Raw genomic sequence first — 25,108 nt, forward strand, 5'->3', positions numbered from 1 at the left:
TAAAAATTACCGGTGCAATATAAAGTTGGTAGAGAAGTATCTAGTATCTACAGAAGAAAATCGGTTTGAGTATTCTCCGGTGCCAAAACGGTGCCAAGAAATCAGGCAAATCAAAATAGGTGGTGCAATTCAGCCGTTTTTCACTGTATTTTGGAGAGAAAACCATAAAAAATATGAGGTAAAACGGGATTAAAGTATCGTGAAGGTGGACGTACTGTAGGATCAGGACGTGTTGCTACCATCATCGAGTAATCACTGATTAATATATATTGAGTACCGTAAGGTACATTGTGTCCAAGCGTAAGATGCCCCGGAACCGTAAGGTTTCCGGGGTTTTTCTGTTACCCTAAAAAAACAAACGCACCTATTCAGCCACTGTTCAGATCTGCTATTGCAGATATTTGTGTATGTAGCACAGACAGAAAGAGAGTTTATTGACCAACGCCAGACGGTAAATTTATTCGGAATCAGCACACGACATTTTATAGCAGATATAAAAAAGAAGTTGAGAAAAATGTGTCGAATGGTAGACGTTAAGAAACGCATATGATATACTTCAAATAGAAGCGAGAAATACATACAATAAAAGCATGAAAAATAGTACATTTTCTGTTGTTTCATGCTTTTATTCAGATGTATCAAAATGTCTGAGATTTGAACGCAGATAAGCATTCCCACGCTTCAAGTGTGCGGAGCATTAAGCGGCGGGTGAGGGAGATGCGATCTGCGTTCATGAGCAAGTAGCGAAGCGGATTGCGAATGTCCGCTTTACGATTCGGAGGGAAGAACATGAAGAGAATGAAGAGAACAAAATTACGGTTGTTGTTACTATTGCTTTTTCTTGGAGGACTCATTATTCTTCCTCAAAAAGCCAAAGCTGCTGAGATTATTCCGGTAAATATTTCCGTAAAATACGGACAGACAGAAGCTCGAACAATTCTTGATATGATCAATGAGGCACGAACAAACAGTGAGTATGCATGGTATTGGAATATGGACGATACTACAAAAACTTATTGTACGGATTTAAAAGAACTTAAGTATGATTATGACCTTGAACGAGTAGCTATGAAACGTGCCACAGAAATTGCATTATCTTATGATCATGAACGTCCAATGGGAGGGTATGCCTGGGATACTTATCCGCAAGAAAATATTAGATGCAATTATGCTGGTGAAAATATAGCTGCCGGCCAAAATACGGCTTCTCAAGTAAATTTTGCTTGGAGAGAAGATGATTATTTTTATGCTGGGCAGGGGCATCGTAGAAATATGCTTTCTTCTAAATTTAATTGTGTCGGAATTGGTCACGTTTATTATAATGGAGTACATTACTGGGTAGAAGAATTTGCCTGCAGACCTGAGATAAATACAACTGAAGTTCCGGCAAACGATAGTACTGAAACGGTTTCTGTTTCTGTAGATAAAACGAAAATCGAAAAGGTCAATGTAAGATTTGACCAGGAGACTTACTCTTTACGCATAGGAGAGAATACAACACCAGCAATTAAAGAGACCAGAATAGGTGTTACTAATTTTTGGTCAGGTGGAAGAGGCTTGGCACCTGTTCTAGATACTCCAGTTATCTCTGTAGCTGATCCCTCGATTGCAGCCTATAACAATAATCAGCTTTCAGGCTTAAAGGAGGGTACAACAAAGCTGACTGCAACCCTTTATGGTATGACGGCATCTGATTCATCGACAGTAGCTGTCCACGATTGTAAGAATCATTGGGATAATGGAATGGTTACTAAAAAGCCGACCTGTACAGCTCCCGGGGAAAAAACGTTTACCTGCAGTATGTGTAAAAGCACCCAAAAAGAAAGTGTTTCTGCAACCGGCCATAATTATGCGTCAGCCTGGACCACAGATATAGCTCCGACTTGTGAAAAAACAGGTACAGAAAGCCGCCATTGTAAAAATGATAACTGTACAGCAACAACAGATCAAAGAAGCATTGCTGCCTTGGGGCATAGCTGGAAAGATAATAAAGATGAAACGGCAACGTGTACTCGAGATGGATGCAATGCAAAGCATACTCATGAATGGGATGCGGGAACAATAACTGCAGAGCCAACCTGTACGACAGCAGGAGAACGAATATATCATTGTAGCTATGGAGAAAATGGAGTTTGTACAGCCACAAAAACAGAAGCTATAAAAAAACTTGGGCATAAATATATCCTGACAAAAAGAGATGCACCAACTTGTGAAAGCGATGGCGTTCTCCACGGTAAATGTAGTCGCTGTTCAAAAACAATAACTAAGCAAGATACCAAAAATCTGGCGTTGGGACATTCTTGGACAGACAATGGCGATGGAACAGCAACCTGTAGCAGGGAAGGTTGTGGAATGAAGCATATCCATAATTTTGATTCAGGAACAATATCAATACTTCCAACTTGTACAACAAACGGAGAAAAAGAATATAGCTGCACTTATACAAACTGTCCTTATAAAAAAACGGAACCTTTAAAAGCAACCGGTCATAAGAACAAAGAAACCAGAAATGCAAAAAAACCAACCTGCAAAGAAGAGGGGTATACTGGAGACGTCTATTGCAAAGACTGTGGAACACAACTTTCTTCTGGAAAAGTAACTAAGAAATTTGAGCATGACTGGAATAGTGGTACAGTTACAAAAGAGGCAACCTGTACGGAAGAAGGAATCGTGATCTACACATGTGAAAGCTGTGGTGATACCGAAACAATTAACATTCCAAGGGCTGCACATAATTACATAAAAGAGCAACAACAGGATGCTACCTGCACAGAAAATGGATATTCGATTTCTGTTTGCCAAACCTGTAATGATAAGAAAAAGGAAGAAATTCCGGCGACAGGCCATGTGAAAAGTACTCTTAATGAAAAGAAGCCAACCTGTAAAGAAGAAGGATATACAGGTGATGTTTACTGTCAGGATTGTGGTATCTTGATTGAAGAAGGTAAGGTAATTCCAAAAGTAGAACATATATGGAATATGGGTGAAATTACAACACAGGCCACCTGTACTACCGGAGGTATCAAGACCTATACCTGCACTTCTTGCGGAACTACTAAAACAGAAGCAATCGGAGCAACTATTCATGGAGCAACAGAAATCAGAAATAAAAAAGCTGCAAGTGTCACATCTGAAGGTTACACGGGAGACATTTACTGCACAATCTGTAAGCAGAAAATAAGTTCAGGTAACATAATTGCAAAACTCACACCACAAACAGCAACACCTGGAAAGATAGTAAAGGATAAATCAACCAATGGTGTTTACAAAGTCCTGAAGGATGGAGTAAGTGTTGAGTTTATCAAACCTGTTTATAAAAAAGCATCGGCAAGAATTCCAGATACAATCAAAGTTAATGGAATTACCTGCAAAGTAACCGGAATATCAGCAAATGCATTTAAGAATAATAAATTACTTAAGTCTGTTACAATAGGAAGAAATGTTACAGTGATCGGAACGAATGCATTTTATGGATGTAAGAAACTGAGCAGGGTGAATGGCGGAAATGGAATCATAAAGATAGGCCACAGAGCATTTGCAAATTGTATAAGCCTGAGTAGAATAACAATTCCTGGAACTGTCAGAAGTATTGGAAAACAGGCATTCTGTAATTGTAAGAAACTCAGGAGCATTACAATTAAGACAAGAACACTGTCAGGTAAAACTGTAGGTTCAAAAGCTTTTGCAGGAACTTATAAAAAGCCAATTGTCAAAGTTCCAGAAAAACAGCTGAAAGTATATAAGAAGGTTTTAAAAGCACAAGGAATGAGTTCCAAGGCAGTTTATAGAAAGTAAAAAAACGAACCGCCTTAGTCTAAGATACCCCGAAGGTCGGAAGATCTCCGGGGTTTTTCTGTATTTGACGTGTTCATCTCAGAGGAGTCTTTTTTTGCGGTAAAGGAAAAAACAAGTCTACCGATCGTGCCGGAGGAGAGCAGCAGAGGTGATTTTTTTGCTTATTGGAGAACGAGGATTTTTCAACTGTCAGTTTTATGGATTCTGCATGGAATTTCATAGATCATGCCTGAGAATTGACTTTATGCCTTTGCATTGATAGAATGACAGATAAGACACAAAAGAAATCAGGAGGAAAAAGAACATGTACTATGTACCGGAAGGCACAAAAGTGTGCGGTTATTATGAATGTAAAAAGTGCGGGAAACGGTTTCTGTCTCTGCAGACGATGAAGCAGATCCCCTGCCCGGACTGTGCAGCGGAGATCGATTATGAGATCGGTCCGGATGAGACCATGGAGGAGGTCGTAGATACGGCTGTCCTTCTGGAAAAGGTCGAGGGAGAAGAAGAGGTGATCCGGATGGATGCGCTTTTAAGCCTTGCTGTCACAGGCGGAGACTATAACTGGATCTAAAGGAGGAATGAGATGCAGCGCTTTCGCCCGGCATATTATGAAACATTTGTCTGTATGGCAGACCGGTGTCCGAGGACCTGCTGCCAGGAATGGAAAATCTATGTAGATGAGAAAACAGAGAAACAGTGGGAGAACCTTATTCCGCCGCAGGAGGTCATGCCACAGAAGACAGCTTTAAGTGATTATATTGTAAACAAGGAAGGAAGCAGAGTCATTCATCTGGATCAGGCACAGCGTTGCCCCTTCCTGAATGGAAAAAATCTCTGTAGCCTTGTATGCACGTACGGGGATATGGTACTTTCCGAAACCTGCCGGGTCTTTCCGAGAGAGGTTCATGTTTTTGAGGATCATGAAGAAGAGACACTGATGCCCTGCTGTCCGGCTGTGATCGATCTTTGGGAGAAAGGAGAACCGGGTTTTCCTTCGATTCCGGGAGATGAGGATGATTTCTACCTGGCTCTCAGAAAAGAAATCATGAAGCTTCTGGAGCATACGGAGCAGACTCTGGAGGAAGGGCTTCTGGAAGCTTCGTATATCCTGCTGGAGCTTGGAAAAAAGAAAAAGCCGGGGCAGGCTGATGTGAAGGACTGCTTTTCGGAAGAGACCAGAACAGAACTTTTAAAAGCCATAAGAAGAGTAGAGATATTAGCAGAAGATACGGTGCTGGAGTGCAATGAACTTTTACAGGATCTGGCTGTTAATTATAGGGCAGAAGGGCTTTATGAAGAGTTTCTGGAGCCGCTGCTGATGCTATCCGAATCCATTTCAGAGGGCGAACAGGATGAGGTGTTGGCAGAAAAATGGAAGGCATTTCAAAAGGAGTGGAAAGACCGGGAATCTTTGATCCGGAACTTTTTGCTCAATGAGATCTTTTCTGATCTGTTATCTTTGGAAACAGACATTGAGAATATACTTCTTCGCCTGGAATGGATCACGCTGGAGTACGTCGGGATCCGTCAGAGTGTATTTCTTCGATGGCTTCTGGATGGGGAAGAAAAAATCTCCTATGAGTCTTTCCGTGATGCCATCGTGGTATTGACCCGGATGACCGGTTATGAGGAAGAAGATATCATGGAATATCTGGAAAACAGCTTTCAGTCACCGATATGGGAATGGGGCTATTTTGCCTTACTTCTTTCTTCTGGAATAGAAGGATAAAGAAAAAGCAGCTTCGCGGGAAAAATCCCCGTTGAAGCTGCTTTTCAGTTGCGCCTTTTGAATGTTCATTTTACACAGGGGAGTTTATCAGCTGAGCGCGGGATCATATGCGTCGATGCAGGCTGTGAGGGCTGAAAACCGACCGGCATAGATCTCTGTGAGCAGAGCATTGGTGATGTGCAGGGCCTTGTGAAGATCATCCAGGCTTAAAAGACCGGTTTCATTGGCTTCAGAAAGCTCATCCAGATCCACGACCTTGACCCGGCCATCCGGATAGACCAGTACATCAGCCAGAAGATCGGTAAAGACATAGGTATCGGTGGCTTTATCGTAGGAGTGGGTAACAATGTCACAGTACCAGCAGATCAGGCTGCCGTCGGCTTTATAAAACTTGCTGACTTTGATGCCTTTGTCAAGAAAATAGCAGGAAAAACCATGGTGCAGGTCTTTTTTCGGCCGTAAGGTATTCCATCGGGTGATGATCTTTTTTTCATCACGGTAAAGAAGTTCGTCATCCTTTAAAAGGATACACTCTTCAGGAATGAGGCGTTTGCGGTACAGGATTGGTCTTTTCATGGGAAACACTCCTTTCATCATTCCGGACCAGGGTCAGAGAATCATATTCCACAAACTCCTGGTGAGGTGATTTTCTTTTGTAATAGGAAAGATTAATGGAATCCGGATCATCCAGGCTGAGAAACTGGCTGGGTGTGTATCCGGTGATTTCCTTGAATACCCGGTTGAAGGTCCGGATATTGTTGAAGCCGGAAGAAAGAGCGATATCCAGTACACGGTTTCCGGATATTTTAAGCTCTGTTGCGGCATGCTCCACACGGATCATATTCAGGTAGGTGACGAAGTTGATGCCCATAAGGCGTTTGAAAACGCGGGAAAAATAACTTTCACTGAAGTTCATTTTTTCAGCGGCGAAGGAGAGGGTGATGTCCTCACTGTAATGACTGTCCATATAGGCCAGAAGCTGCTGCATTTCTTCCAGCATATGAGAACGCCGGTTCCGTGAAGTGTCCATGGCTTCTCTTGGAAGAACACGCCGCAGACGGTACCAGAAAGAGCGGAGGGAGGCGGTGACGATTTCCTGATAGTAAGGCTTCTGCTCCTGAAGCTCCGTATGGGCTGTGTCAAAAAGAGAGGCGAGCTCTTCGGTAAGTCCGCAGTTTTTCAACATTTCCGATGAAATGAGCGGATGCGCATAATTGGAGTGGCGGTAAAGCGGACTGATCACACTCGGATCAAAAATAAGAAAATCCAGCTCATTTTTCATCTCTGAGGAATCGCTGTAGTGGAAGTCACCGGTGTCAATGAGGACCAGATCTCCTGCCCTGGCAGTGAAATTGTGTTCATTGATGCAAAAACGGGCAGATCCGGAACGCAGGTAGATCAGCTCGATCTCCTGGTGCCAGTGGGCCAGGAAGCTGATATTGGTATAGGCACATTGCCATACCATGAAATCAGACCGGTAATTCCGAACTTCGTGAAATGCTTTCATATGAACTCCTTTCCGTGGAATAAAGGATGGCAGAGCAGCCATCGCTTTTGTTACGATACAGTATAACGAAAAGGACAAAATTTGTCTATATCCGAACAGAAAATTACGTGCATTTTTTCTAAGACTGTTGTATAATTGGTACATAATGAAAAGGTTTTTTGAAAAACTATTGTCCAAAACGCTTAAAAACAAATGGAGGTAAGAAAAATGGCAGAAAGCAGATTAATTGGTGGATATCCGGTAATCGGTATCAGACCGACCATCGACGGACGCCGTGGTCCTTTAAAAGTACGTGAGTCTCTGGAAGAGCAGACCATGAACATGGCAAAATCCGCAGCAAAATTATTTGAGGAGAATATCCGTTATTCCAACGGAGAACCGGTAAAAGTAGTGATTGCAGACACCACCATCGGACGTGTGGCTGAAAGTGCTGCTTGTGCTGAGAAGTTCCGCAGAGAAGGCGTTGATATTACTCTGACGGTAACTCCTTGCTGGTGCTACGGTGCTGAGACCATGGATATGGATCCCCAGACCATCAAAGCTGTATGGGGCTTCAATGGTACAGAGAGACCGGGTGCTGTATATCTGGCATCTGTTCTTGCTACTCATGCACAGAAAGGTCTTCCGGCTTTCGGTATCTACGGTCATGATGTACAGGAAGCTGATGACAGCAGCGTTCCTGAGGATGTTCAGGAGAAACTTCTCCGTTTCGGCCGTGCAGCAGTTGCAGCTGCAACCATGAGAGGAAAATCCTATCTGCAGATCGGTTCCGTTACCATGGGTATCGGCGGATCCATCATTGATTCTGATTTCATCGAGTCCTATCTTGGAATGAGAGTAGAGTCTGTAGATGAGGTAGAAATCATCCGTCGTATGAGCGAGGGTATCTACGATGAGGCAGAGTTCCAGAAAGCACTTGCATGGGCAAAAGAGAACTGCAAACTTGGCTTCGATAAGAACCCGGAATTCCTGCAGAAGAGCGAGAAAGAGAAAGAAGAGCAGTTCGAGTTCGTTGTAAAGATGGCTGTTATCGTAAAAGACCTGATGAACGGTAACAAGAATCTGCCGGAAGGCTGTGAGGAAGAGGCTGTTGGTCACAATGCAATCGCAGCTGGTTTCCAGGGACAGAGACAGTGGACAGACTTCTATCCCAATGGTGACTTCGCAGAGGCAGTTCTGAATACTTCCTTTGACTGGAATGGTGCTCGTGAGCCGTACATCCTGGCTACTGAGAATGACGTTCTCAACGGTCTTGGTATGCTGTTCATGAAACTTCTGACCAACCGTGCACAGATGTTCGCAGATGTCCGCACCTACTGGAGCCCGGAGGCTGTTAAGAAAGCTACCGGTTATGATCTTGAAGGTGTTGCAAAAGAGAGCGGCGGATTCATTCACCTGATCAACTCTGGTGCTTGCTGTCTGGATGCCAGTGGTGAGGCGAAAGATGAGAACGGTAATGGTGTAATGAAAGAGTGGTGGAATGTAACCGAGGAAGACCAGAAGGCTATCCTGGCTGCTACTACCTGGAACGCAGCTGACCTCGGATACTTCCGTGGCGGCGGATACTCCAGCCGTTTCCTGACTGTTGCTGAGATGCCGGCTACCATGATCCGTCTGAATCTGGTGAAAGGCCTTGGACCGGTTCTGCAGATTGCAGAGGGCTGGACCGTAAATCTGCCGGCTGAGGTTTCCGATAAACTCTGGAAACGTACCGACTATACATGGCCCTGCACCTGGTTTGCACCGCGTTGCGACGGCAAAGAAGGTCCGTTCAAGACTGCTTATGATGTTATGAATAACTGGGGCGCAAACCACGGCGCTATCAGCTATGGCCACATCGGTGCAGATCTGATCACTCTTTGCTCTATGCTCCGTATTCCGGTTTGCATGCATAACGTTCCGGAAGAGAAGATCTTCCGTCCGGCTGCATGGAACGCATTTGGAATGGACAAAGAGGGTGCTGATTTCAGAGCCTGCAAAAACTATGGTCCGCTGTACAAGTAATTACTGAAACTGAGAACTGCCGTCCGGGGTATAAAAGCCCCAGGCGGCAGTTTTTTGCATACAAAAAGAGCTTTCCGCAGGCGGAGGCGGAAAGCTCTTTTTGTGTGAGAAGACGGTAGGAAGAGAGGTGTAAGGACACCTTTCTTCCTAACAGGACAGGATGTTTTTGGCATCCTTGATATAATTGTCCACGTCCTCTTTGGTGATGACTTCCTGGGAATCCCAGCGGCAGGGATGTCCGATACCTAAAACACGGCGCTCTTTGCGGTAGTACTCTTCGACTTCCTTTGATTCAAAATGCAGTTCTGCCATAAGATCCATCTCCTTTTTTTGATTCACTGAACTGTTTGGAATAATTTCATTTTATCACTCCTGGTTGAGATTGGAAAGATATTTTTTGGTGTCTGGTTGTAATTTATCTGAAAATATAGTAGAATCAGTTTAAAATCTGCGAAGCAGAAAGAGAGGAGGAGAAAAAATGGAAACAACGTCCATCTGCTGGCTGGTAGTGTTTATTCTGCTGATCCTGATCGAGCTTGCGACTATGGGTCTGACAACTATCTGGTTTGCGGGCGGCGCCGTGGCTGGATTTGTAGCCTCCATGCTTGGTGCAAACGTAGTGATTCAGGCAGCTGCATTTTTTGCGGTATCCATCCTACTGTTGTTTTTCACCAGGCCATTTGCAGTTCGCTACATCAATTCCAATAAGACGAAAACAAATGTGGACGGATTGATCGGACAGGAAGCACTGGTACTGGAAGAAATTAATAACATCCGTGAGACCGGATGTGCCAGGCTGGAAGGAAAAGAATGGACTGCCAGAAGTATGAATGATACGGTGATCCCGAAAGACACGGTGGTGACCGTAGAAAGGATTGAAGGAGTCAAACTGATTGTCAAAGCAAAATAGGAGGAAAAAATAATGAATGAAGCATTGATAGGACCAATTCTGATCGCGATCATCCTGATCGTTGCGCTTATGATCCTGGTTTCCTGTATTAAGATTGTACCCCAGGCTACGGCTATGGTCGTGGAGAGATTGGGTGGTTACAAATGTACCTGGTCTGTGGGTCTGCATCTGAAAGCCCCCTTTATTGACCGTGTAGCCAAACGAGTTGTGTTGAAAGAGCAGGTTGTGGATTTTGCTCCCCAGCCCGTTATTACAAAAGATAATGTAACCATGCGGATCGATACTGTAGTATTCTTTCAGATTACAGATCCCAAACTTTTTGCCTATGGTGTGGAGAATCCGATCATGGCGATCGAAAACCTGACAGCCACCACTCTTCGAAACATCATCGGAGATCTGGAACTGGATCAGACACTGACCTCCCGTGAGACTATTAATACAAAAATGAGAGCGTCTCTGGATATTGCCACGGATCCCTGGGGCATCAAGGTAAACCGTGTGGAACTGAAAAATATCATTCCGCCGGCTGCGATCCAGGACGCCATGGAGAAACAGATGAAGGCAGAGCGTGAACGCCGTGAAGCGATCCTGAAAGCAGAAGGAGAGAAGAAATCCACGATCCTGGTTGCGGAAGGTAAAAAAGAATCTGCGATTCTGGATGCAGAGGCAGAGAAACAGGCTGCGATCCTGAGGGCAGAGGCACAGAAAGAGAAGATGATCCGTGAGGCAGAAGGTCAGGCAGAAGCAATTCTTAAAGTGCAGCAGGCGAATGCCGATGGTATCCGTTTCCTGAAAGAGGCAGGAGCCGATCAGTCTGTACTGGCACTGAAGAGCCTGGAAGCACTTGCAAAGGTGGCAGACGGCAAAGCAACGAAGATCATTATCCCGTCCGAGATCCAGAATGTGGCCGGACTGGTCAAATCCGTAACGGAAGTTGCAAAAGATGTGACAGAATAAGGATAAACAGAAAGGACGTTCAAGAAAACGAACGTCCTTTTGTAAATCATTACTTTACGAATTTACCAAAACGCGGTATGATAAGTCAACAGATAGACCTAAACCAGATACAGCAGATAGAAAGGAATGATTAACATGAATTTAAAAGGCCGCAATTTTTTGACATTAAAAGATTTTACTTCAGAAGAGATCGAGTATCTCATTGATCTTTCAGCTGAACTGAAAGCAAAGAAAAAACAGGGGATCGTAGATCAGCGTTTCCTTGGAAAAAATGTAGCACTGATCTTTGAAAAGACCAGTACCAGAACCCGTTGCTCCTTTGAAGTTGCTGCTCATGATCTGGGCATGGGAACGACCTATCTGGATCCGAAAGGTTCTCAGATCGGAAAAAAAGAGAGTATTCCGGATACCGCAAGAGTTCTCGGAAGAATGTATGACGGCATTGAGTACCGTGGCTTTGGTCAGGAAATTGTGGAGAGTCTGGCAGAGCATGCCGGTGTGCCGGTATGGAATGGGTTGACCAATGAGTATCATCCGACCCAGATGCTGGCAGATATGCTGACCATCCGTGAGCATTTCGGCCGCCTGAAGGGAATAAAGCTGGTGTATATGGGTGATGCCCGTTATAATATGGGAAATTCACTGATGATCGTCTGCAGTAAACTGGGATTGGATTTTGTCGCCTGTACGTCAAAGAAATACTTCCCCAATGAGGAACTGGTAAAACAGTGTCAGGAGTATGCCAAAGCTTCTGGGGCAAGTATTACGCTTACGGAAGATGTGAAAGAAGGAACCAGTGGCGCAGATGTTATCTATACAGATGTGTGGGTGTCCATGGGTGAGCCGGATGAAGTATGGGAGGAGCGTATCAACGATCTGACTCCGTACAAGGTGACCTCTGGAGTTATGAAAAATGCCGGTGAACAGGCAATTTTCCTGCATTGTTTGCCTGCCTTCCATGATCTGAAGACACAGATCGGAAAAGAAATGGGCGAGCGTTTCCATCTTACAGATATGGAAGTAACGGATGAAGTTTTTGAATCACCGCAGTCCAAAGTATTTGATGAAGCAGAAAACCGTATGCATACCATCAAAGCAGTGATGGTAGCCACTCTTGGGGAGTGATGAAATGAATGAAAAATAAGAAAAAAACCAGTACCTGTGATGTGGAAGTGTGTGCCCTTTTTGCAGGCGTGCTTCTGATCCTGTGTTTTTTCCTGATGGTCTTTGACAGGAAAGCAGCATCGATTTTTATGCCTCTCGTTATCGTTATGGGCGTGATCCTGAACAGTGCGGCTGCCAGAGAAAGATATCGCAGGGAAAAAACAGTATCGGCTCTCTTTTTTACGGCTGTGTCCGTAGTGCTTCTTCTGCTGCTTGTGCTGCGTCTGTTTTTACGGAGATAAGTATTTATGAAAAGTAAAATTTTGGAAATCCTCCGAAAAAAGGATACGTATGTATCCGGACAGGAGCTTTCTGAACGGTTTGGAGTTTCCAGAACCGCTGTCTGGAAGGCGATCCATCAGCTGGAGGAGGAAGGTTACCGGATCGAAGCGGTTCCAAGAAAGGGATATCATATGGTTGAGATACCGGATGTTGTCAGCAAAGAGGAGATTCTGAGCCTTCTGGACACGAAATGGGCAGGAAAAAATCTGGTTTGTGTGGAATCGGTGGATTCTACCAATAACCTGGCAAAACAGCTGGCAGAGCAGGGGGCACCGGAGGGAACCCTGGTGGTTGCCGATGAGCAGACCGGAGGCAAAGGCCGAAGAGGCCGTTCCTGGTGTACACCGAAAGGAAGCGCCATTGCCATGACGATTGTTTTGCGTCCGGATATCCGTCCGGAGCTTGCATCCATGGTAACACTGGTGATGGGACTTTCTGTAGCGAAAGCCATTGAAAGTCTTTATCCTGTTTCTGTGGGAATCAAATGGCCAAATGATGTAGTGGTCAATGGGAAAAAAATCTGCGGTATCCTGACGGAAATGAGCGCGGAGATGACAGGGATCCATTATCTGGTCATCGGAACAGGCATTAATACCAATGTAGAAGAATTTCCCGAAGAACTTCAGGAAGTAGCCACCTCTTTGATAAAAGAGCTTGGCGAAAAGGTCAACCGGGCGGAACTGATTGCAGCCTGCCTGAAATATTTTGAGGATTATTATGAAAAATATGTTGCCGCCGGAAATCTGGCTCCGCTGAAGGAGGATTATGAAGCTCTTCTTTTAAACAGGAATAACAAGGTAAGAGTCCTGGAACCCGGTCATGAATATACCGGTCGTTCGCTGGGAATCAATGAAGAAGGGGAACTTCTGGTAGAAAAAGAAGACGGAACGGTGACGGCCGTGTATGCCGGTGAAGTATCGGTGAGAGGTGTTTACGGATATGTCTGATGTGTTCCACGCTGAGGCTCTTTGACCTTTTGACCCTGGCATCATCATAAAATATAACTAACGGAGAAGTATTGTAAATGGAAGAAACAAAAAATGTCGTTTTGTGTGCGGCAAGTGCTTATGAGGAAAAATATTATCTGAATCCCGGTTTTAAAGCATTGCCGGAAAGTATCAAAAAAGAATTACAGATTTTATGTGTGCTTTATACGCATAAGGTAGGCGGGATCCTGGTTCTGGAATTCGACGAGGATGGCAGCCTGATCTTCCGTACGGAGGCGAAGGAAAATGATTTTTCTTACGATGAAGTGGGAAGTGTCCTGGAGATCAAATCCATTCAGAAAGAACAAAGAGAGTTACTGGAAGAACTGGAAATGTTCTACAAAGTTGTATATTTAGGGGAAAGCTATGAAGACGCTTAAAATCGGAAATATAGAGCTGCCGAATCTCTGCGTCCTGGCTCCCATGGCAGGGGTGACGGATCTTCCGTTCCGTCTCCTATGCCGGGAGCAGGGCGCAGGTCTTTTGTGTATGGAAATGGTCAGTGCAAAAGCCATTTCCTACCATAATAAAAATACCATTGCACTCCTGAAGATCGCTCCGGGAGAAAATCCTGTGTCTTTGCAGCTTTTTGGTTCGGAACCGGAGCTGATGGCAGAAGTGGCAGCTTCTATTGAGGACCTTCCATTTGATATCCTGGATATCAATATGGGATGTCCGGTCCCAAAGATCGTCAATAACGGAGAGGGTTCTGCCTTGATGAAGGATCCCGCTCTGGCAGGGAAGATCGTGGAGAGTCTGACAAAAGCCATCAGAAAGCCGGTGACGGTGAAGATCCGGAAAGGTTTTACAGAGGAGAGCGTCAATGCGGTAGAGATGGCAAAACGCCTGGAAGCAGCAGGAGCAGCAGCTATCGCTGTCCATGGAAGGACAAGAGAGCAGTATTATTCCGGAAAAGCGGACTGGGAGATCATCCGTCAGGTGAAGGAGGCAGTTTCTGTTCCGGTGATCGGGAACGGAGATGTCGATTCTCCGGAAAAAGCGAAAGCGCTTCTGGATGAAACGGGCTGTGACGGCATCATGATCGGCCGGGCGGCAGAAGGAGATCCATGGATCTTCAGACGGGTAAACCATTATCTGGAAACAGGAGAACTCCTGCCTTTACCGACCAGAGACGAACGCCGGGAGATGATCCTGAGACATGCCGGAATGCAGCTGGCTGAAAAGGGAGAAAACTGTGGAATGCGGGAGATGCGCAAGCATGTAGCCTGGTATACGGCAGGGCTTCCGCACTCGGCACGGCTCCGCGGCATGGTGGGAGAAATCAGTACCTACCATGACCTGGAAGTACTTCTGGAAAAATACCTGTAATGCCGGAATAATGCGCTTTCCGGGTGCATAGAATCTTGACAAGGCAGGAGCGATAGTTTATAATACTGTGATTGACTGCAGGCGTATTGACAAGGATGGAAGACGGCTGTCTTTCTGTCGCATGATCATACAGGGCAGCAGAAACATCGTGCTGTCTGTTTTGATACGCCAGGTAAAGCTTGACAGAAATGGAAATGTGGAAAGGGTGCAATAGAGATGGAAGAAAAGAAGAATTTACTGACCTATGAAGGTTTGAAAACTCTGGAAGATGAGCTTCACGATTTAAAAGTAAACCGCAGAAAAGAAGTAGCTGGAAAAATCAAAGAGGCACGCGAACAGGGTGACCTCTCCGAGAACGCCGAATACGATGCAGCAAAAGATGAGCAGCGTGATATCGAGGCAAGGATCGAGCAGATCGAGAAGATCCTGAAAAATGCGGAAGTAGTAGTAGAAGAGGACGTAGATCTGGATAAAGTCAGCATCGGCTGTACCGTAAAGGTTCTGGACGAAGAGTTTGACGAGGAACTGGAGTTTAAGATCGTAGGTTCTTCTGAAGCAAACAGCCTTCAGGGCAAGATCTCCAATGAGTCTCCCGTAGGAAAAGCTCTTATAGGCAGAAAGAGCGGTGATGAGATCTGCGTGGAAACTCAGGCCGGTGAGATGAAGTATCAGATTTTAGGAATTCAGAGATCATAAGGAGTGGAAAAAGTGGCAGGACAAAAGAACGAGCAGACACAGGATCTGAACCAGCTTTTAAAGGTTAGAAGAGACAAGCTCAAAGAGCTTCAGGAGAATGGAAAAGATCCGTTTATCATTACAAAATATCAGGTAACTCATCACAGCCAGGAAGTAAAGGATCATTTTGATGAGCTGGAAGGCCAGGAGGTAACTCTTGCAGGTCGTCTCATGTCCAAACGTGTAATGGGTAAAGCTTCCTTTGGTAATGTACAGGACTTACAGGGAAATATCCAGTGTTATATTGCACGGGATAGTATTGGAGAAGATTCTTACAAAGATTTCAAAAAGATGGATATCGGTGATATCGTAGGCGTGAAAGGTGAGGTATTTAAGACGAAGACCGGAGAAATCTCCATTCATGCGTCTTCTGTGACCCTTCTTTCCAAGAGTCTGCAGATCCTGCCGGAGAAATTCCATGGCCTGACTAACACGGATCTCCGTTATCGTCAGAGATATGTGGATCTTATCATGAATCCGGAAGTAAAAGATACCTTCATCAAACGTTCCAAGATCATCAGCGCTGTTCGTGAGTATCTGGCAGGCGAAGGCTTCATGGAAGTAGAGACTCCCATGCTGGTATCAAATGCAGGTGGAGCAGCAGCAAGACCTTTCGAAACACATTTCAATGCGCTGGATGAGGATCTGAAGCTTCGTATCTCTCTGGAACTGTATCTGAAACGTCTGATCGTTGGCGGTCTTGAGAAAGTATATGAGATCGGTCGTGTATTCCGTAATGAGGGACTGGATACCCGTCACAATCCGGAGTTCACACTGATGGAGCTCTATCAGGCATACACAGATTATAACGGCATGATGGATCTGACAGAGAAACTCTACCGCTATGTGGCTCAGAAGGTTCTGGGAACGACACAGATCGTTTACAAGGGAATCGAGATGGATCTTGGCAAGCCCTTTGAGCGTCTGACTATGGTAGATGCCGTGAAAAAATATGCAAATGTAGACTGGAACCAGGTGGAAACTCTGGAGCAGGCAAGAACTCTTGCAAAGGAGCATAACATTGCTTTTGAAGAGAGACATAAAAAAGGCGATATCCTGAATCTGTTCTTTGAGGAATTTGTAGAAGAGCATCTTCTGCAGCCGACCTTCATCATGGATCATCCGGTGGAGATTTCCCCGCTGACCAAGAAGAAACCGGAGAACCCGGATTATGTAGAGCGTTTTGAGTTCTTCATGAATGGCTGGGAGATGGCAAATGCTTATTCCGAGCTGAACGATCCTATCGATCAGAGAGAGCGTTTTGCTGCCCAGGAGGAAGCCTTTGCAGCAGGTGATGAAGAGGCAAACCATACGGATGAAGATTTCCTGAATGCTCTGGAGATCGGTATGCCGCCTACCGGTGGTATTGGTTTCGGTATTGACCGTATGTGTATGCTCCTGACCGGCGCAGAAGCAATCCGTGATGTACTGCTCTTCCCGACAATGAAGAGTCTTGACTCTGACAAAAAAGCAGGAAAATCCGGAGCAGTAGAAGAAGCAACTGCAAACGACAACAACGGATTCTTCAAAGACAACGCGAAGATTGACTTCTCCAACGTAAAGGTTGAGCCTTTATTTGAAGAAGAGGTTGATTTCGATACATTCAGCAAATCTGATTTCCGTGCCGTAAAGGTTAAAGAGTGTGTAGCAGTTCCGAAGAGCAAGAAGCTCCTTCAGTTCACACTGGATGACGGAACAGGTACAGACCGCACGATCTTAAGCGGAATCCACTCTTACTATGAGCCGGAAGAATTAGTTGGTAAGACACTGATCGCAATCACCAACCTTCCGCCAAGAAAGATGATGGGAATCGAGTCTTGCGGTATGCTGCTTTCAGCAGTGAATAACCTGAAGGATTCAGAGGATGAAGAACTGCATCTTATTATGGTTGATAACCATATTCCGGCAGGTGCTAAGCTGTACTAATCCAGAAAAAAGAGTTCGGTTTTGTAGTCATAGACGTCCAATCAGGAAAAGTGGTTCCACGGATTAACATGGAGCTACATGGATTCTTAACTGTTTGACTTATTTGTCTACAAGTAAAATATTGATTATTTTTGAGGAGCATTTTTCAAAAATAAGGTGTATAAAGGGACACTTCTCTTTTGGTAGAAATACCAATGGAAGGTGTCCTTTTTTTGTTGTCAGGCATAGCAATTATTCACTCAACTTTCCCAGCTGATATCTCTAAATAAAGCCGAATAAATGCGGCTTGAGATGCAATCCATTCACTTATTTTACATTTTATGATGGATGTAATATCAGCAGATAATGTTAAAATGTGCTACACAAACAGAGCCATAAGGCTCTGCAGTGCACTGGTTAAGTCCATGCCCTGATATCATCGCAGAACAGGAAGAATAATTCGCCATACGTTTTCTGGTCATTTTGGTTCCTGCGGATCCATTCCAGAATGATATATCTTGTAAATACAATGGTCGTATGGCTTACCATTGCACCATAATGATGGCTCTGAAATTCAGTGCCTAACTTCAGAAAGGATTTTGATGATCTGAAAAAACATTCGATAGACCATCTGTTTCCATAAATCCGTACGATCTCAGTATCACTTAAAGAAACGTCTGTGCTTAAGAGATACAGACATTCACTCTTCTTATTGCGGTTTCGTACGAAAACGATCTTAACAGGAATTCCTGTTTTGGTGGTGACTACTAAAGAGCCAAAATATTTCTCGCACCTTCAAAGCATAAGAAGATAGTCGGCCTTTATACCGGACTGTAAAGCTCTCTGAATAAGAAGAACTGCGGCGTCTGTTTTACTCATCATGCTTTCTTTGCGGAACTTATAATCGTTTGTACGATGATCGATATTTTCAGATATTTCATTGTAACGATTGCTCTTTTTGGCAGAAGAAAGCAGATTAAACCCAACGGGGATAAAACTGTAACCATCAGACCACCCCAGTGTAAGCAGGGTAAATCCTTTCTGAAATCTATGTTCTACATGATCATAGACACATGCAAGCAGTTCTACAGATTTACTCCGATTCCGCTTTACTACGGAATCATCCAGAACCAGTACTTTTACCCGTTCCGGTCTGGTAAGAGCATCAAATCTGGAAGTAACTTTAGCTGCAAGGAGCAGAAGAAATCTGCTCCAATTATAGGAAGTTTCATTAAGAAAACGATAATACGTATTCTTTGAAACGGCCTGGTCTTTATGTTTAGAGTTCAGGAAACGAAGTTCTTTTAAAGCGTTGGAAAATTGATTTTGGGTATTTTCATTTTTATCATTTTGGTATATCATAAGTTCAGCACCTTTTCCTTTGAGTATTTGTTTGTGGTGAACTTATTATATCAAAGATCAGGTGCTATTTTTATGTCAAGGTACCAATTATTTTAATATTTTAGTTGAAAAATCAACTGTTTATGCCAGTTTTACTGGTGGGAAAGTTGAGTTATTAAAAAAAGGGCCGAAAGCTCATCAAAAAACTTTCAGCCCAATCATAATCATCAAAAATCAAACCACTTTTGTTTCACGGAGACTGACATAAGCGCCCTCATCCTGCTTGCAGAAATCTACCAGCTCGCTTCCTGTCACAAACCATACGCCTTCGTGGGCGCACATGAACTCCAGAAATTCACGGAGCATGGCGAAACGTCCCGGACTTCCGGTTGACTGCGGGTCCAGCTGCAGATTGTAGCAGAGGTGATGGTTGTAATGACCGGTAAACTCATCTTTCCAGTTAGAAAGCACGTTGCTGTAGTTTGCCACACGGCCCTGTCCGAAGGGGAATGCAGGCCGGTAATTGAAGGCAAAGTACGGCAGGTCAAAGTTCGCCCACTGCTGGGGAATCTGCAAAATCTTGTCGCCTTTTTCATTGGTCTTCATGAAATAAGGACGGTCGTCGTCATAGAGATCGCTGGAGTAGGTCATCCCGTACTCTCTGGCGATATCCAGAGTCTCCAGCATCAGATCTCCGATGGGAGCCCGGAAACCGGCCGGCTTCTTTCCGCAGGCGGCCTCAATGGCCTTCACGGCCTTTCCGATGCGCTCGCGCTGCTCCTCTGTGTCCAAAAGACCAAAATTCTCATATTCATAGCCGTGGCACGCGATCTCGTGACCTCTGTCAGCGATTTCCTTGATCTTGTCCGGATAGGTCTCGGCGGTTTTGCCCGGCACGAAGAAAGTAGCTTTCAGATGAAGCTCATCCAGCAGGCCGAGAAGCCTCGGAAGACCATGAGTCATTCCGTACTGACCGAGGGACAGGGTTTTCGGCATCTCTGCCGCTTTCTTATCCAGTGACAGCCAGAAGAACTCTGCTGCGAGGTTTACGGAGATAAACGCCGCGCATTTTTTACCCTCCGGCAATTTCATTTCCTGTGCATACATACTTCTAGTCCTCCTTTCTCGGATGTGCTTTGCGCCAGTATTCAGCAACTTCGCTTCCAGTAGCCACCCATACATCCTTATGAGAGGTTACTTCTTTCAGCACTTCCTCAAGGACCAGATTTCGTCCCGGAGCTCCGGAGATCTGGGGATGCATCAGAAATGCGATGCAAAGTCCCATATCATAGTAGCCGCGGAACTCACGAAGATCATTGTCCTGTACATTCCGATAGCAACTGATTCGATCCAGACCAGCCGGTTCTGCCGGATAAACACTGTAGGCCTGAGCCACATAATCGTCCAGTTCCCATTTGGACGGAATCTCTACCAGATCTGTCTCTTTGCCGTCAAGAACCGTATAATACGGGATATCGTCTCCACGCATGGAGCTGGAATACAGAAAGCCCAGCTCATTCAGCAGATACGGTGTGCGTACATGCCAGTCTCCGGACGGAGTACGGAAGCCTTTCGGCTCCTTTCCTGTGATGTCCTTGATGATCTTCTGGGTCTTTTTCAGAATCTCCAGCTGCTCTTCCACTGTTTTCTCTACAAAACGCTCGTGGGTGTAACCATGGTTTCCAATCTCATGTCCCGCCTCATCAATGCGGCGGATCACATCCGGATTATGCTCTGCCACATAACCCGGCGCAAAAAATGTCGCCTTTACCTGATACTTGTCCAGTAAATCCAGAATCATGTCCACGCAGCGGTTCGGACCGTACTGTCCGATGGAACGGGCGCGAATCAGTTTCTCTGTATTGGGCTCGTCGGAAGACATGTTCTGCCAGATGATATCGCCGTCCAAGTCGAACGTGAACATTGCCGCGCTCTTTTTGCCTTCCGGCCATAATGACTGACTCATGTTAAAACCTCCTCTTATGATATTTTTCCAGGTGTCTTTTCCTGTCCGTACTTCTTCACAGACAGCTTATGTAATACAAAAACTACAACAGTCAGAAGGACTGCCGCTACCACCAGCATAACCGGGCTGTAATCCAGGCCTGCCAGAACAAACATGATACCGCAGATGACTGCTACCGTCACTGCATAAGGCATCTGAGTCTCAAAGTGATCCACATGGTCGCAGCTTGCTCCGATGGACGCCAGCACTGTGGTATCGGAAATCGGAGAACAATGGTCTCCGAAAAGTCCGCCGCCTACGATAGCAGCTGCTACCAGCGGAAGTGCAGAGCCCATATCGATGGCTACCGGAAGTCCCAGCGGCATCAGTACCCCCATGGTTCCCCAGGAAGTACCGGTTGCGAAGGACATAATCGCACCCAGGATAAACATTACCAGCGGCAGCATGCTCGGCGCCAGGAAGCCGGAGGAGATCTCAATCAGATAGCCTGCGGTATTCAGTGTGCTGGTAACGCTGGAAAGGGACCAGGCCAGTACCAGAACGATACACATGAACATGGCGTTGGAACAGCCTTTGGTGTAAATATTTATGCACTCGGTAAAGGTGTAAAGCTTATCTTTCAGGCACATGATAACCAGAACGATGGTTGCGGCAAAGAAAGCAGAAGCAATACCGGTACGAAGGTCGCTGCCTGCTACTCTGGTATGCAGGAAATCCTTGGAGAACAGGTAAGCAAACAGAACAACCAGAAGAGTAATCAGCGGAATTACCATGGTGCTGACTTTTCCGTCTTTTTTTGCTTCTTTGTCGCTGGCATTCTCACTTCTCATCGGAACGCCGCCCTCACGAAGGGTCTTACCGGTTTTCATGGCTCTGTTCTGCGCTTTCAGCATGGGGCCGTAATCCCACTGGGTAAATGCCAGCAGGCCTGCCATAAACAGAGTCAGGATTGCATAATAGTTAAAGGGAATCGCCTGAATAAAGACATCCATACTGGATACATCGGTGATAGCCGCATTGTCGAGCTCTGCCTGAATCAGAGAAATTGTGGTAACGCCCCAGCCGATGATCGGAATCATGGAACAGATCGGGGATGTGGTGCAGTCCAGAATGTAAGCAAATTTTTCTCTGGATACACGAAGTCTCTCAGCCAGCGCCTCAAAGATCGGTCCTACGATCAGAGAGTTTCCGGAGTCGGTGAACCATACGAACAGTCCGCCCAGCCAGATACCGCCTTCGCATTTTGATCTGGTGTTAACTTTCTTAGTAACCAGATTGGTAAAAGCTCCGGCTCCGCCTGAAGACGTCAGCAGGGCAATAAAACCGGAGATGATAACCATCATAAACAGAGCCTGCATATTAGACGGCTCAGATAAAGCTGTGAAAATGTGCGTGTGGGTCATTTCCAGGAAGCCCGCGATCGGGTTCCAGCCGCAGATGATGGTAGATCCTACGAAAACGGAGATAGCCAGTGAAATAACAATGTTTTTGGTTATCATCGCAAGCACAATCGCCAGCACCGCGGGGATAATTGACAAGATACCGTAATCCATTTTAGTCCTCCTCGTGTATACATGCAGTCAGGTTCTGCATTTTTTCATTTCCTTTTATAGAGTAAGCGTGCCCGTTAAAGCTCCACATTACTTTCGTTGGTAAAGGGGTGATACTGCGCCGGAATGTGCCGAAGGCCGAGGCGTACGCACATTTCCGCATAAGCAACCGCGATAAAGGCCGGATCCAGTACCTTGACCGGATATTTCCGCTCCAGCTCGTCGCCATAGCCTGCCATGCCAAGACAGCCTAAAATCACGCCGTCCGCCTGATATTTTTCCACCGCTTCCTCGCAGACCAGTTCCAGATGCTCTCTGGTCGCATTGGGATTTACCCGCATTTTCTCTGCCGGAATATCCAGAGCCAGCACGGCCTGCATTTTTTCCCGAGCGATACAGTTACGCATCATGCGCCGATAAGTGCGCGGAATATTCCAGCCTGCGCCGGTGACTACCACAAAGCGGCTGCATAAGGTCTGTGCCACGGATAACGTCACCTCGCCGGGTGCAATCACCGGAATCTTCACGTTTTCCCGGAGCGCTTCCAGGCCCACATCGCTGAAACAGTAAATCACAATGGCGTCATAGCCGTCTTTTTCCGCCTGGATGGCCATTTTGACAAGTTCCGGCGCCGCAAAGGCCTCGTCCGTATGGCAGTCCAGCTCATCCGGTCCTTTCCTGATGCAGTCCACCGAGATCTCGGTTCCCGGTGAAACTGCCGCTGACAGCATGCGCTCCCTGTCATCCATGACCGGACGCTGCATCGCCTTATCTGTCATCAATACTTTGATCTTCATAGTCAGCGCTCCAGGCTGTTCAGCCACTGTCTTCCAACCTCGATCTGACGGCGAACCTCAGAGGGCGCGGTTCCGCCAAAGGATACGCGGGCATCGACACAGCTCTTGATGCTGATATCTCCCAGAAGTTCTTTGGTCACGCGCTTGTCGATCGCTTGCAGCTCCTCATCTGTCAGATCATCGAAATCGCAGCCTTTTTTCTCGCAGGCTTTTACCATATGACCTACGATGGAATGTGCCTCACGGAAGGGGATTCCCTGTTTTGCAAAATGCTCTGCAATATCAGTAGCGTTCAGGAAACCTTTGCCCAGCTGTTTCTGGATCTGATCCATACGGAACTCGGTCTTGTCCAGCATTTTTGCAAAGATATCAATGGTGGCTTTCCAGGTATCAATGGCATCAAAAAGGCTCTCTTTATCTTCCTGGAAATCCTTATTGTATGCAAGAGCAGTTCCCTTCATAACAGTCAGAAGCTGCATCAGATCTCCGTATACACGGCCTACTTTACCGCGGATCAGCTCTGCCATATCCGGATTTTTCTTCTGCGGCATGATGCTGCTGCCAGTGCAGAAGCTGTCGTCGATGGCGATATAGGAAAACTCGGAAGAGTTCCACCATGCAAACTCCTCAGCCCAGCGGGAGAGATGCATCATGGAAATGGAAGCATCGCTTAAGAACTCCAGGCTGTAATCACGATCGCTGACTGCATCCATGGCATTCTCGGTCGGAGCCGTGAAATGTAAAAGCTCACTCGTCAGATGACGGTCAATCGGCATGGTTGTTCCGGCCAGAGCGCAGGCGCCCAGCGGGTTGTAATTCAGACGCTCCAGGGTATCAGTCAGACGCTCGATATCTCTCTTGAACATCTGGAAATATGCCATGAAAATGAAACCGATGGTAATCGGCTGTGCATGCTGCAGATGGGTAAAGCCTACGGTAATCTGATCTGCATATTTATCAGCCTTCTCAAGAATGACGCTTTCCAGATAACACAGGCTGTGCAGAATCTCATAAATCTCTTTTCTCAGATACAGACGGGTGTCCACCTGACACTGGTCGTTCCGGCTTCTGGAGGTGTGCAGTTTCTTACCCACATCGCCGATCCGCTGGATCAGACGGCTCTCGATACCCATATGAATATCCTCATCCTCCACATTAAATACGATCTTTCCATCAGCAATATCCTTGCGGATTGCTTCCAGACCCGCGATGATCTGGTCTTTCTCCTCATTGGAAACGATGCCCTGCTTACCCAGCATCGTCACATGAGCGATACTGCCGTCAATATCCTCGTTGTACATTCTCTGATCAAAAAAAATAGATGCATTGTATCTCTTTACAATATCATCCATATCTTTTTCAAATCTTCCGCCCCACAAACTTGCCATTTGTAATTACTCCTTTTATAAATTATATTTTATTTGTGCTGCAATTGAATAATTATACGTTATGTACGCATATACGTCAATAGAAATACTGTACAAAGTTTTTTAAGTTAAAGCGTTACTATGGCCCGGTTGGAAAGCCGTTGTGGTGAACTTATTATATCAAAGATCAGGTGCTATTTTTATGTCAAGGTACCAATTATTTTAAAATTTTAGTTGAAAAATCAACTGTTTATGCCAGTTTTGCTGGTGGGAAAGTTGAGTAAATAACATATCGCTGAACATTGAAAGAAATTCTGTCTATGGATTGTTAGGACCAAACGGAGCCGGAAAATCTACAACACTCAAAATGATAACAGGTATTTTGAGGCCCACATCTGGGAGTAAGGATGATTATAGAGGCACTTTGGAGTATCGTTGCTGTTCTTTGTGTAGGATTTGTGGCATACGGATTGAGTATTTACTTTTATGTATATGCACAAAGATTACTTGGTGCAGCACGAACAAGTGCTTATTATGCCATTGCTCCATTTATAGCGGCAATTCTTTCGTTGATTATCTTTAGAGAAATACCTGATGTTACTTACTTTGTCGCACTTGTGTTAATGATTGTAGGTGCTTGCCTTTCTTCGCAAGATAAACCGCTAATCAAAAAAGTTAAAAATGAGTAAAGAAAATGGTGTAGAGAAACATTTAAATTCAAGTTGAACAAAATCGCTGCGCGATGGCCTACCAAGGCTATGGCATAGCGATTTTCTTTTTT

24 protein-coding genes and 2 pseudogenes are annotated in these 25,108 nt (G+C 45.4%); 16 read left to right on the top strand and 10 right to left on the bottom strand.

All coding sequences use genetic code 11. The features are described 5' to 3' along the window. From DXA57_RS17375 to fliB, 4 genes are all read left to right on the top strand, one after another. Positions 1–193 (top strand): hypothetical protein (locus DXA57_RS17375; RefSeq protein WP_207661540.1); only part of this gene is annotated, 193 nt, incomplete at its 5' end. 596 nt (positions 194–789) lie between these two features. Next, positions 790–3,795: a leucine-rich repeat protein gene (locus DXA57_RS10465; protein ID WP_158571299.1), complete on the top strand. Its 3,006-nt coding sequence runs from the start codon at positions 790–792 to the stop codon at positions 3,793–3,795. Between the two features lie 304 nt (positions 3,796–4,099). Beyond that, a complete protein-coding gene (locus tag DXA57_RS10470) occupies positions 4,100–4,369 on the top strand; it encodes a hypothetical protein (RefSeq protein WP_117767289.1) in 270 nt (89 codons plus the stop codon). Between the two features lie 12 nt (positions 4,370–4,381). Continuing rightward, positions 4,382–5,527, top strand: coding sequence for a flagellin lysine-N-methylase (gene fliB / locus DXA57_RS10475; RefSeq protein ID WP_117767291.1), 1,146 nt, complete (start codon positions 4,382–4,384; stop codon positions 5,525–5,527). An 87-nt stretch (positions 5,528–5,614) separates the two neighbouring features. Here the strand turns inward: fliB and DXA57_RS10480 are convergent, their stop codons facing one another. Next, positions 5,615–6,103 (bottom strand): DUF402 domain-containing protein, encoded by a 489-nt coding sequence (locus DXA57_RS10480; protein WP_117767293.1) that lies wholly within the window; start codon positions 6,101–6,103, stop codon positions 5,615–5,617. Further along, the gene (locus DXA57_RS10485) at positions 6,063–7,034 is read right to left on the bottom strand and encodes an AraC family transcriptional regulator (RefSeq protein ID WP_158571300.1); all 972 of its coding nucleotides are present in this window, start codon (positions 7,032–7,034) and stop codon (positions 6,063–6,065) included. Before DXA57_RS10485 ends, DXA57_RS10480 begins: the two co-directional genes overlap by 41 nt. 207 nt (positions 7,035–7,241) lie before the next feature. On the opposite strand from DXA57_RS10485, the gene DXA57_RS10490 reads away from it, so the two are divergent. Beyond that, a complete protein-coding gene (locus tag DXA57_RS10490; protein ID WP_117767297.1) occupies positions 7,242–9,038 on the top strand; it encodes an L-fucose isomerase in 1,797 nt (598 codons plus the stop codon). Positions 9,039–9,185: 147 nt separating this feature from the next. Here the strand turns inward: DXA57_RS10490 and DXA57_RS17215 are convergent, their stop codons facing one another. Continuing rightward, positions 9,186–9,350, bottom strand: coding sequence for a hypothetical protein (locus tag DXA57_RS17215; protein ID WP_158571301.1), 165 nt, complete (start codon positions 9,348–9,350; stop codon positions 9,186–9,188). A gap of 166 nt (positions 9,351–9,516) precedes the next feature. On the opposite strand from DXA57_RS17215, the gene DXA57_RS10495 reads away from it, so the two are divergent. The 9 genes from DXA57_RS10495 (at position 9,517) to lysS (ending at position 17,327) form a co-directional block, all read left to right on the top strand. Continuing rightward, positions 9,517–9,948: an NfeD family protein gene (locus DXA57_RS10495; RefSeq protein WP_117767299.1), complete on the top strand. Its 432-nt coding sequence runs from the start codon at positions 9,517–9,519 to the stop codon at positions 9,946–9,948. A gap of 12 nt (positions 9,949–9,960) precedes the next feature. Continuing rightward, a complete protein-coding gene (locus DXA57_RS10500; protein ID WP_117767301.1) occupies positions 9,961–10,905 on the top strand; it encodes an SPFH domain-containing protein in 945 nt (314 codons plus the stop codon). A gap of 135 nt (positions 10,906–11,040) precedes the next feature. Continuing rightward, positions 11,041–12,030: an ornithine carbamoyltransferase gene (gene argF / locus DXA57_RS10505; RefSeq protein WP_117767303.1), complete on the top strand. Its 990-nt coding sequence runs from the start codon at positions 11,041–11,043 to the stop codon at positions 12,028–12,030. A gap of 8 nt (positions 12,031–12,038) precedes the next feature. Continuing rightward, positions 12,039–12,311, top strand: a complete 273-nt coding sequence (locus DXA57_RS10510) for a hypothetical protein (RefSeq protein ID WP_117767306.1) — start codon at positions 12,039–12,041, stop codon at positions 12,309–12,311. A gap of 6 nt (positions 12,312–12,317) precedes the next feature. Continuing rightward, positions 12,318–13,298, top strand: coding sequence for a biotin--[acetyl-CoA-carboxylase] ligase (locus tag DXA57_RS10515; protein ID WP_117767308.1), 981 nt, complete (start codon positions 12,318–12,320; stop codon positions 13,296–13,298). 77 nt (positions 13,299–13,375) lie between these two features. After that, the gene (locus DXA57_RS10520) at positions 13,376–13,717 is read left to right on the top strand and encodes a DUF6145 family protein (RefSeq protein ID WP_117767310.1); all 342 of its coding nucleotides are present in this window, start codon (positions 13,376–13,378) and stop codon (positions 13,715–13,717) included. After that, positions 13,704–14,666: a tRNA dihydrouridine synthase DusB gene (dusB, locus tag DXA57_RS10525; protein WP_117767312.1), complete on the top strand. Its 963-nt coding sequence runs from the start codon at positions 13,704–13,706 to the stop codon at positions 14,664–14,666. The genes DXA57_RS10520 and dusB overlap by 14 nt, the downstream gene beginning before the upstream one ends. 216 nt (positions 14,667–14,882) lie before the next feature. Next, complete coding sequence (greA, locus tag DXA57_RS10530; protein WP_117767314.1) at positions 14,883–15,362, top strand: transcription elongation factor GreA; 480 nt, start codon at positions 14,883–14,885, stop codon at positions 15,360–15,362. Positions 15,363–15,374: 12 nt separating this feature from the next. After that, positions 15,375–17,327 (top strand): lysine--tRNA ligase, encoded by a 1,953-nt coding sequence (lysS, locus tag DXA57_RS10535; protein WP_334294766.1) that lies wholly within the window; start codon positions 15,375–15,377, stop codon positions 17,325–17,327. Between the two features lie 561 nt (positions 17,328–17,888). On the opposite strand, the pseudogene DXA57_RS17920 reads toward lysS, so the two are convergent. The 7 genes and pseudogenes from DXA57_RS17920 to argH all read right to left on the bottom strand — a co-directional run. After that, a pseudogene (locus tag DXA57_RS17920) lies at positions 17,889–18,050 on the bottom strand (IS4 family transposase); the annotation flags it as partial. A gap of 51 nt (positions 18,051–18,101) precedes the next feature. Then, entirely contained in the window at positions 18,102–18,668 is a 567-nt protein-coding gene (locus tag DXA57_RS10545; protein WP_117767318.1) for a transposase, read from the bottom strand. A 213-nt stretch (positions 18,669–18,881) separates the two neighbouring features. Further along, on the bottom strand, positions 18,882–19,754 hold the full coding sequence (locus DXA57_RS10550) for a polysaccharide deacetylase family protein (RefSeq protein WP_117767320.1): 873 nt from the start codon (positions 19,752–19,754) through the stop codon (positions 18,882–18,884). Between the two features lie 4 nt (positions 19,755–19,758). Next, the gene (locus tag DXA57_RS10555; protein WP_117767322.1) at positions 19,759–20,613 is read right to left on the bottom strand and encodes a polysaccharide deacetylase family protein; all 855 of its coding nucleotides are present in this window, start codon (positions 20,611–20,613) and stop codon (positions 19,759–19,761) included. Between the two features lie 14 nt (positions 20,614–20,627). Beyond that, positions 20,628–22,166 carry a Na+/H+ antiporter NhaC family protein gene (locus DXA57_RS10560; protein WP_117767324.1) on the bottom strand — a complete coding sequence of 513 codons (1,539 nt, stop codon included), beginning with the start codon at positions 22,164–22,166 and terminating at the stop codon, positions 20,628–20,630. 74 nt (positions 22,167–22,240) lie between these two features. Then, complete coding sequence (locus DXA57_RS10565) at positions 22,241–22,960, bottom strand: aspartate/glutamate racemase family protein (protein WP_117767326.1); 720 nt, start codon at positions 22,958–22,960, stop codon at positions 22,241–22,243. Between the two features lie 2 nt (positions 22,961–22,962). Then, positions 22,963–24,348: an argininosuccinate lyase gene (gene argH, locus DXA57_RS10570; RefSeq protein ID WP_117767328.1), complete on the bottom strand. Its 1,386-nt coding sequence runs from the start codon at positions 24,346–24,348 to the stop codon at positions 22,963–22,965. Between the two features lie 259 nt (positions 24,349–24,607). Here argH and DXA57_RS10575 point away from each other — a divergent pair. Beyond that, positions 24,608–24,727, top strand: a pseudogene (locus tag DXA57_RS10575) (ATP-binding cassette domain-containing protein); the annotation flags it as partial. A 7-nt stretch (positions 24,728–24,734) separates the two neighbouring features. After that, positions 24,735–25,016 carry an EamA family transporter gene (locus tag DXA57_RS10580; protein WP_243005768.1) on the top strand — a complete coding sequence of 94 codons (282 nt, stop codon included), beginning with the start codon at positions 24,735–24,737 and terminating at the stop codon, positions 25,014–25,016. The last annotated feature ends 92 nt before the right edge of the window (positions 25,017–25,108 follow it).

This window comes from Blautia sp. OF03-15BH, assembly GCF_003463065.1.
GTDB lineage: Bacteria > Bacillota > Clostridia > Lachnospirales > Lachnospiraceae > Limivivens.

Coding starts and splice junctions, on each gene's coding strand:
- DXA57_RS10465 (WP_158571299.1), top strand. CDS start 790: ATGAAGAGAATGAAGAGAACAAAATTACGGTTGTTGTTACTATTGCTT.
- DXA57_RS10470 (WP_117767289.1), top strand. CDS start 4,100: ATGTACTATGTACCGGAAGGCACAAAAGTGTGCGGTTATTATGAATGT.
- fliB (WP_117767291.1), top strand. CDS start 4,382: ATGCAGCGCTTTCGCCCGGCATATTATGAAACATTTGTCTGTATGGCA.
- DXA57_RS10480 (WP_117767293.1), bottom strand. CDS start 6,103: ATGAAAAGACCAATCCTGTACCGCAAACGCCTCATTCCTGAAGAGTGT.
- DXA57_RS10485 (WP_158571300.1), bottom strand. CDS start 7,034: ATGAAAGCATTTCACGAAGTTCGGAATTACCGGTCTGATTTCATGGTA.
- DXA57_RS10490 (WP_117767297.1), top strand. CDS start 7,242: ATGGCAGAAAGCAGATTAATTGGTGGATATCCGGTAATCGGTATCAGA.
- DXA57_RS17215 (WP_158571301.1), bottom strand. CDS start 9,350: ATGGCAGAACTGCATTTTGAATCAAAGGAAGTCGAAGAGTACTACCGC.
- DXA57_RS10495 (WP_117767299.1), top strand. CDS start 9,517: ATGGAAACAACGTCCATCTGCTGGCTGGTAGTGTTTATTCTGCTGATC.
- DXA57_RS10500 (WP_117767301.1), top strand. CDS start 9,961: ATGAATGAAGCATTGATAGGACCAATTCTGATCGCGATCATCCTGATC.
- argF (WP_117767303.1), top strand. CDS start 11,041: ATGAATTTAAAAGGCCGCAATTTTTTGACATTAAAAGATTTTACTTCA.
- DXA57_RS10510 (WP_117767306.1), top strand. CDS start 12,039: ATGAAAAATAAGAAAAAAACCAGTACCTGTGATGTGGAAGTGTGTGCC.
- DXA57_RS10515 (WP_117767308.1), top strand. CDS start 12,318: ATGAAAAGTAAAATTTTGGAAATCCTCCGAAAAAAGGATACGTATGTA.
- DXA57_RS10520 (WP_117767310.1), top strand. CDS start 13,376: ATGGAAGAAACAAAAAATGTCGTTTTGTGTGCGGCAAGTGCTTATGAG.
- dusB (WP_117767312.1), top strand. CDS start 13,704: ATGAAGACGCTTAAAATCGGAAATATAGAGCTGCCGAATCTCTGCGTC.
- greA (WP_117767314.1), top strand. CDS start 14,883: ATGGAAGAAAAGAAGAATTTACTGACCTATGAAGGTTTGAAAACTCTG.
- DXA57_RS10545 (WP_117767318.1), bottom strand. CDS start 18,668: ATGATATACCAAAATGATAAAAATGAAAATACCCAAAATCAATTTTCC.
- DXA57_RS10550 (WP_117767320.1), bottom strand. CDS start 19,754: ATGTATGCACAGGAAATGAAATTGCCGGAGGGTAAAAAATGCGCGGCG.
- DXA57_RS10555 (WP_117767322.1), bottom strand. CDS start 20,613: ATGAGTCAGTCATTATGGCCGGAAGGCAAAAAGAGCGCGGCAATGTTC.
- DXA57_RS10560 (WP_117767324.1), bottom strand. CDS start 22,166: ATGGATTACGGTATCTTGTCAATTATCCCCGCGGTGCTGGCGATTGTG.
- DXA57_RS10565 (WP_117767326.1), bottom strand. CDS start 22,960: ATGAAGATCAAAGTATTGATGACAGATAAGGCGATGCAGCGTCCGGTC.
- argH (WP_117767328.1), bottom strand. CDS start 24,348: ATGGCAAGTTTGTGGGGCGGAAGATTTGAAAAAGATATGGATGATATT.
- DXA57_RS10580 (WP_243005768.1), top strand. CDS start 24,735: ATGATTATAGAGGCACTTTGGAGTATCGTTGCTGTTCTTTGTGTAGGA.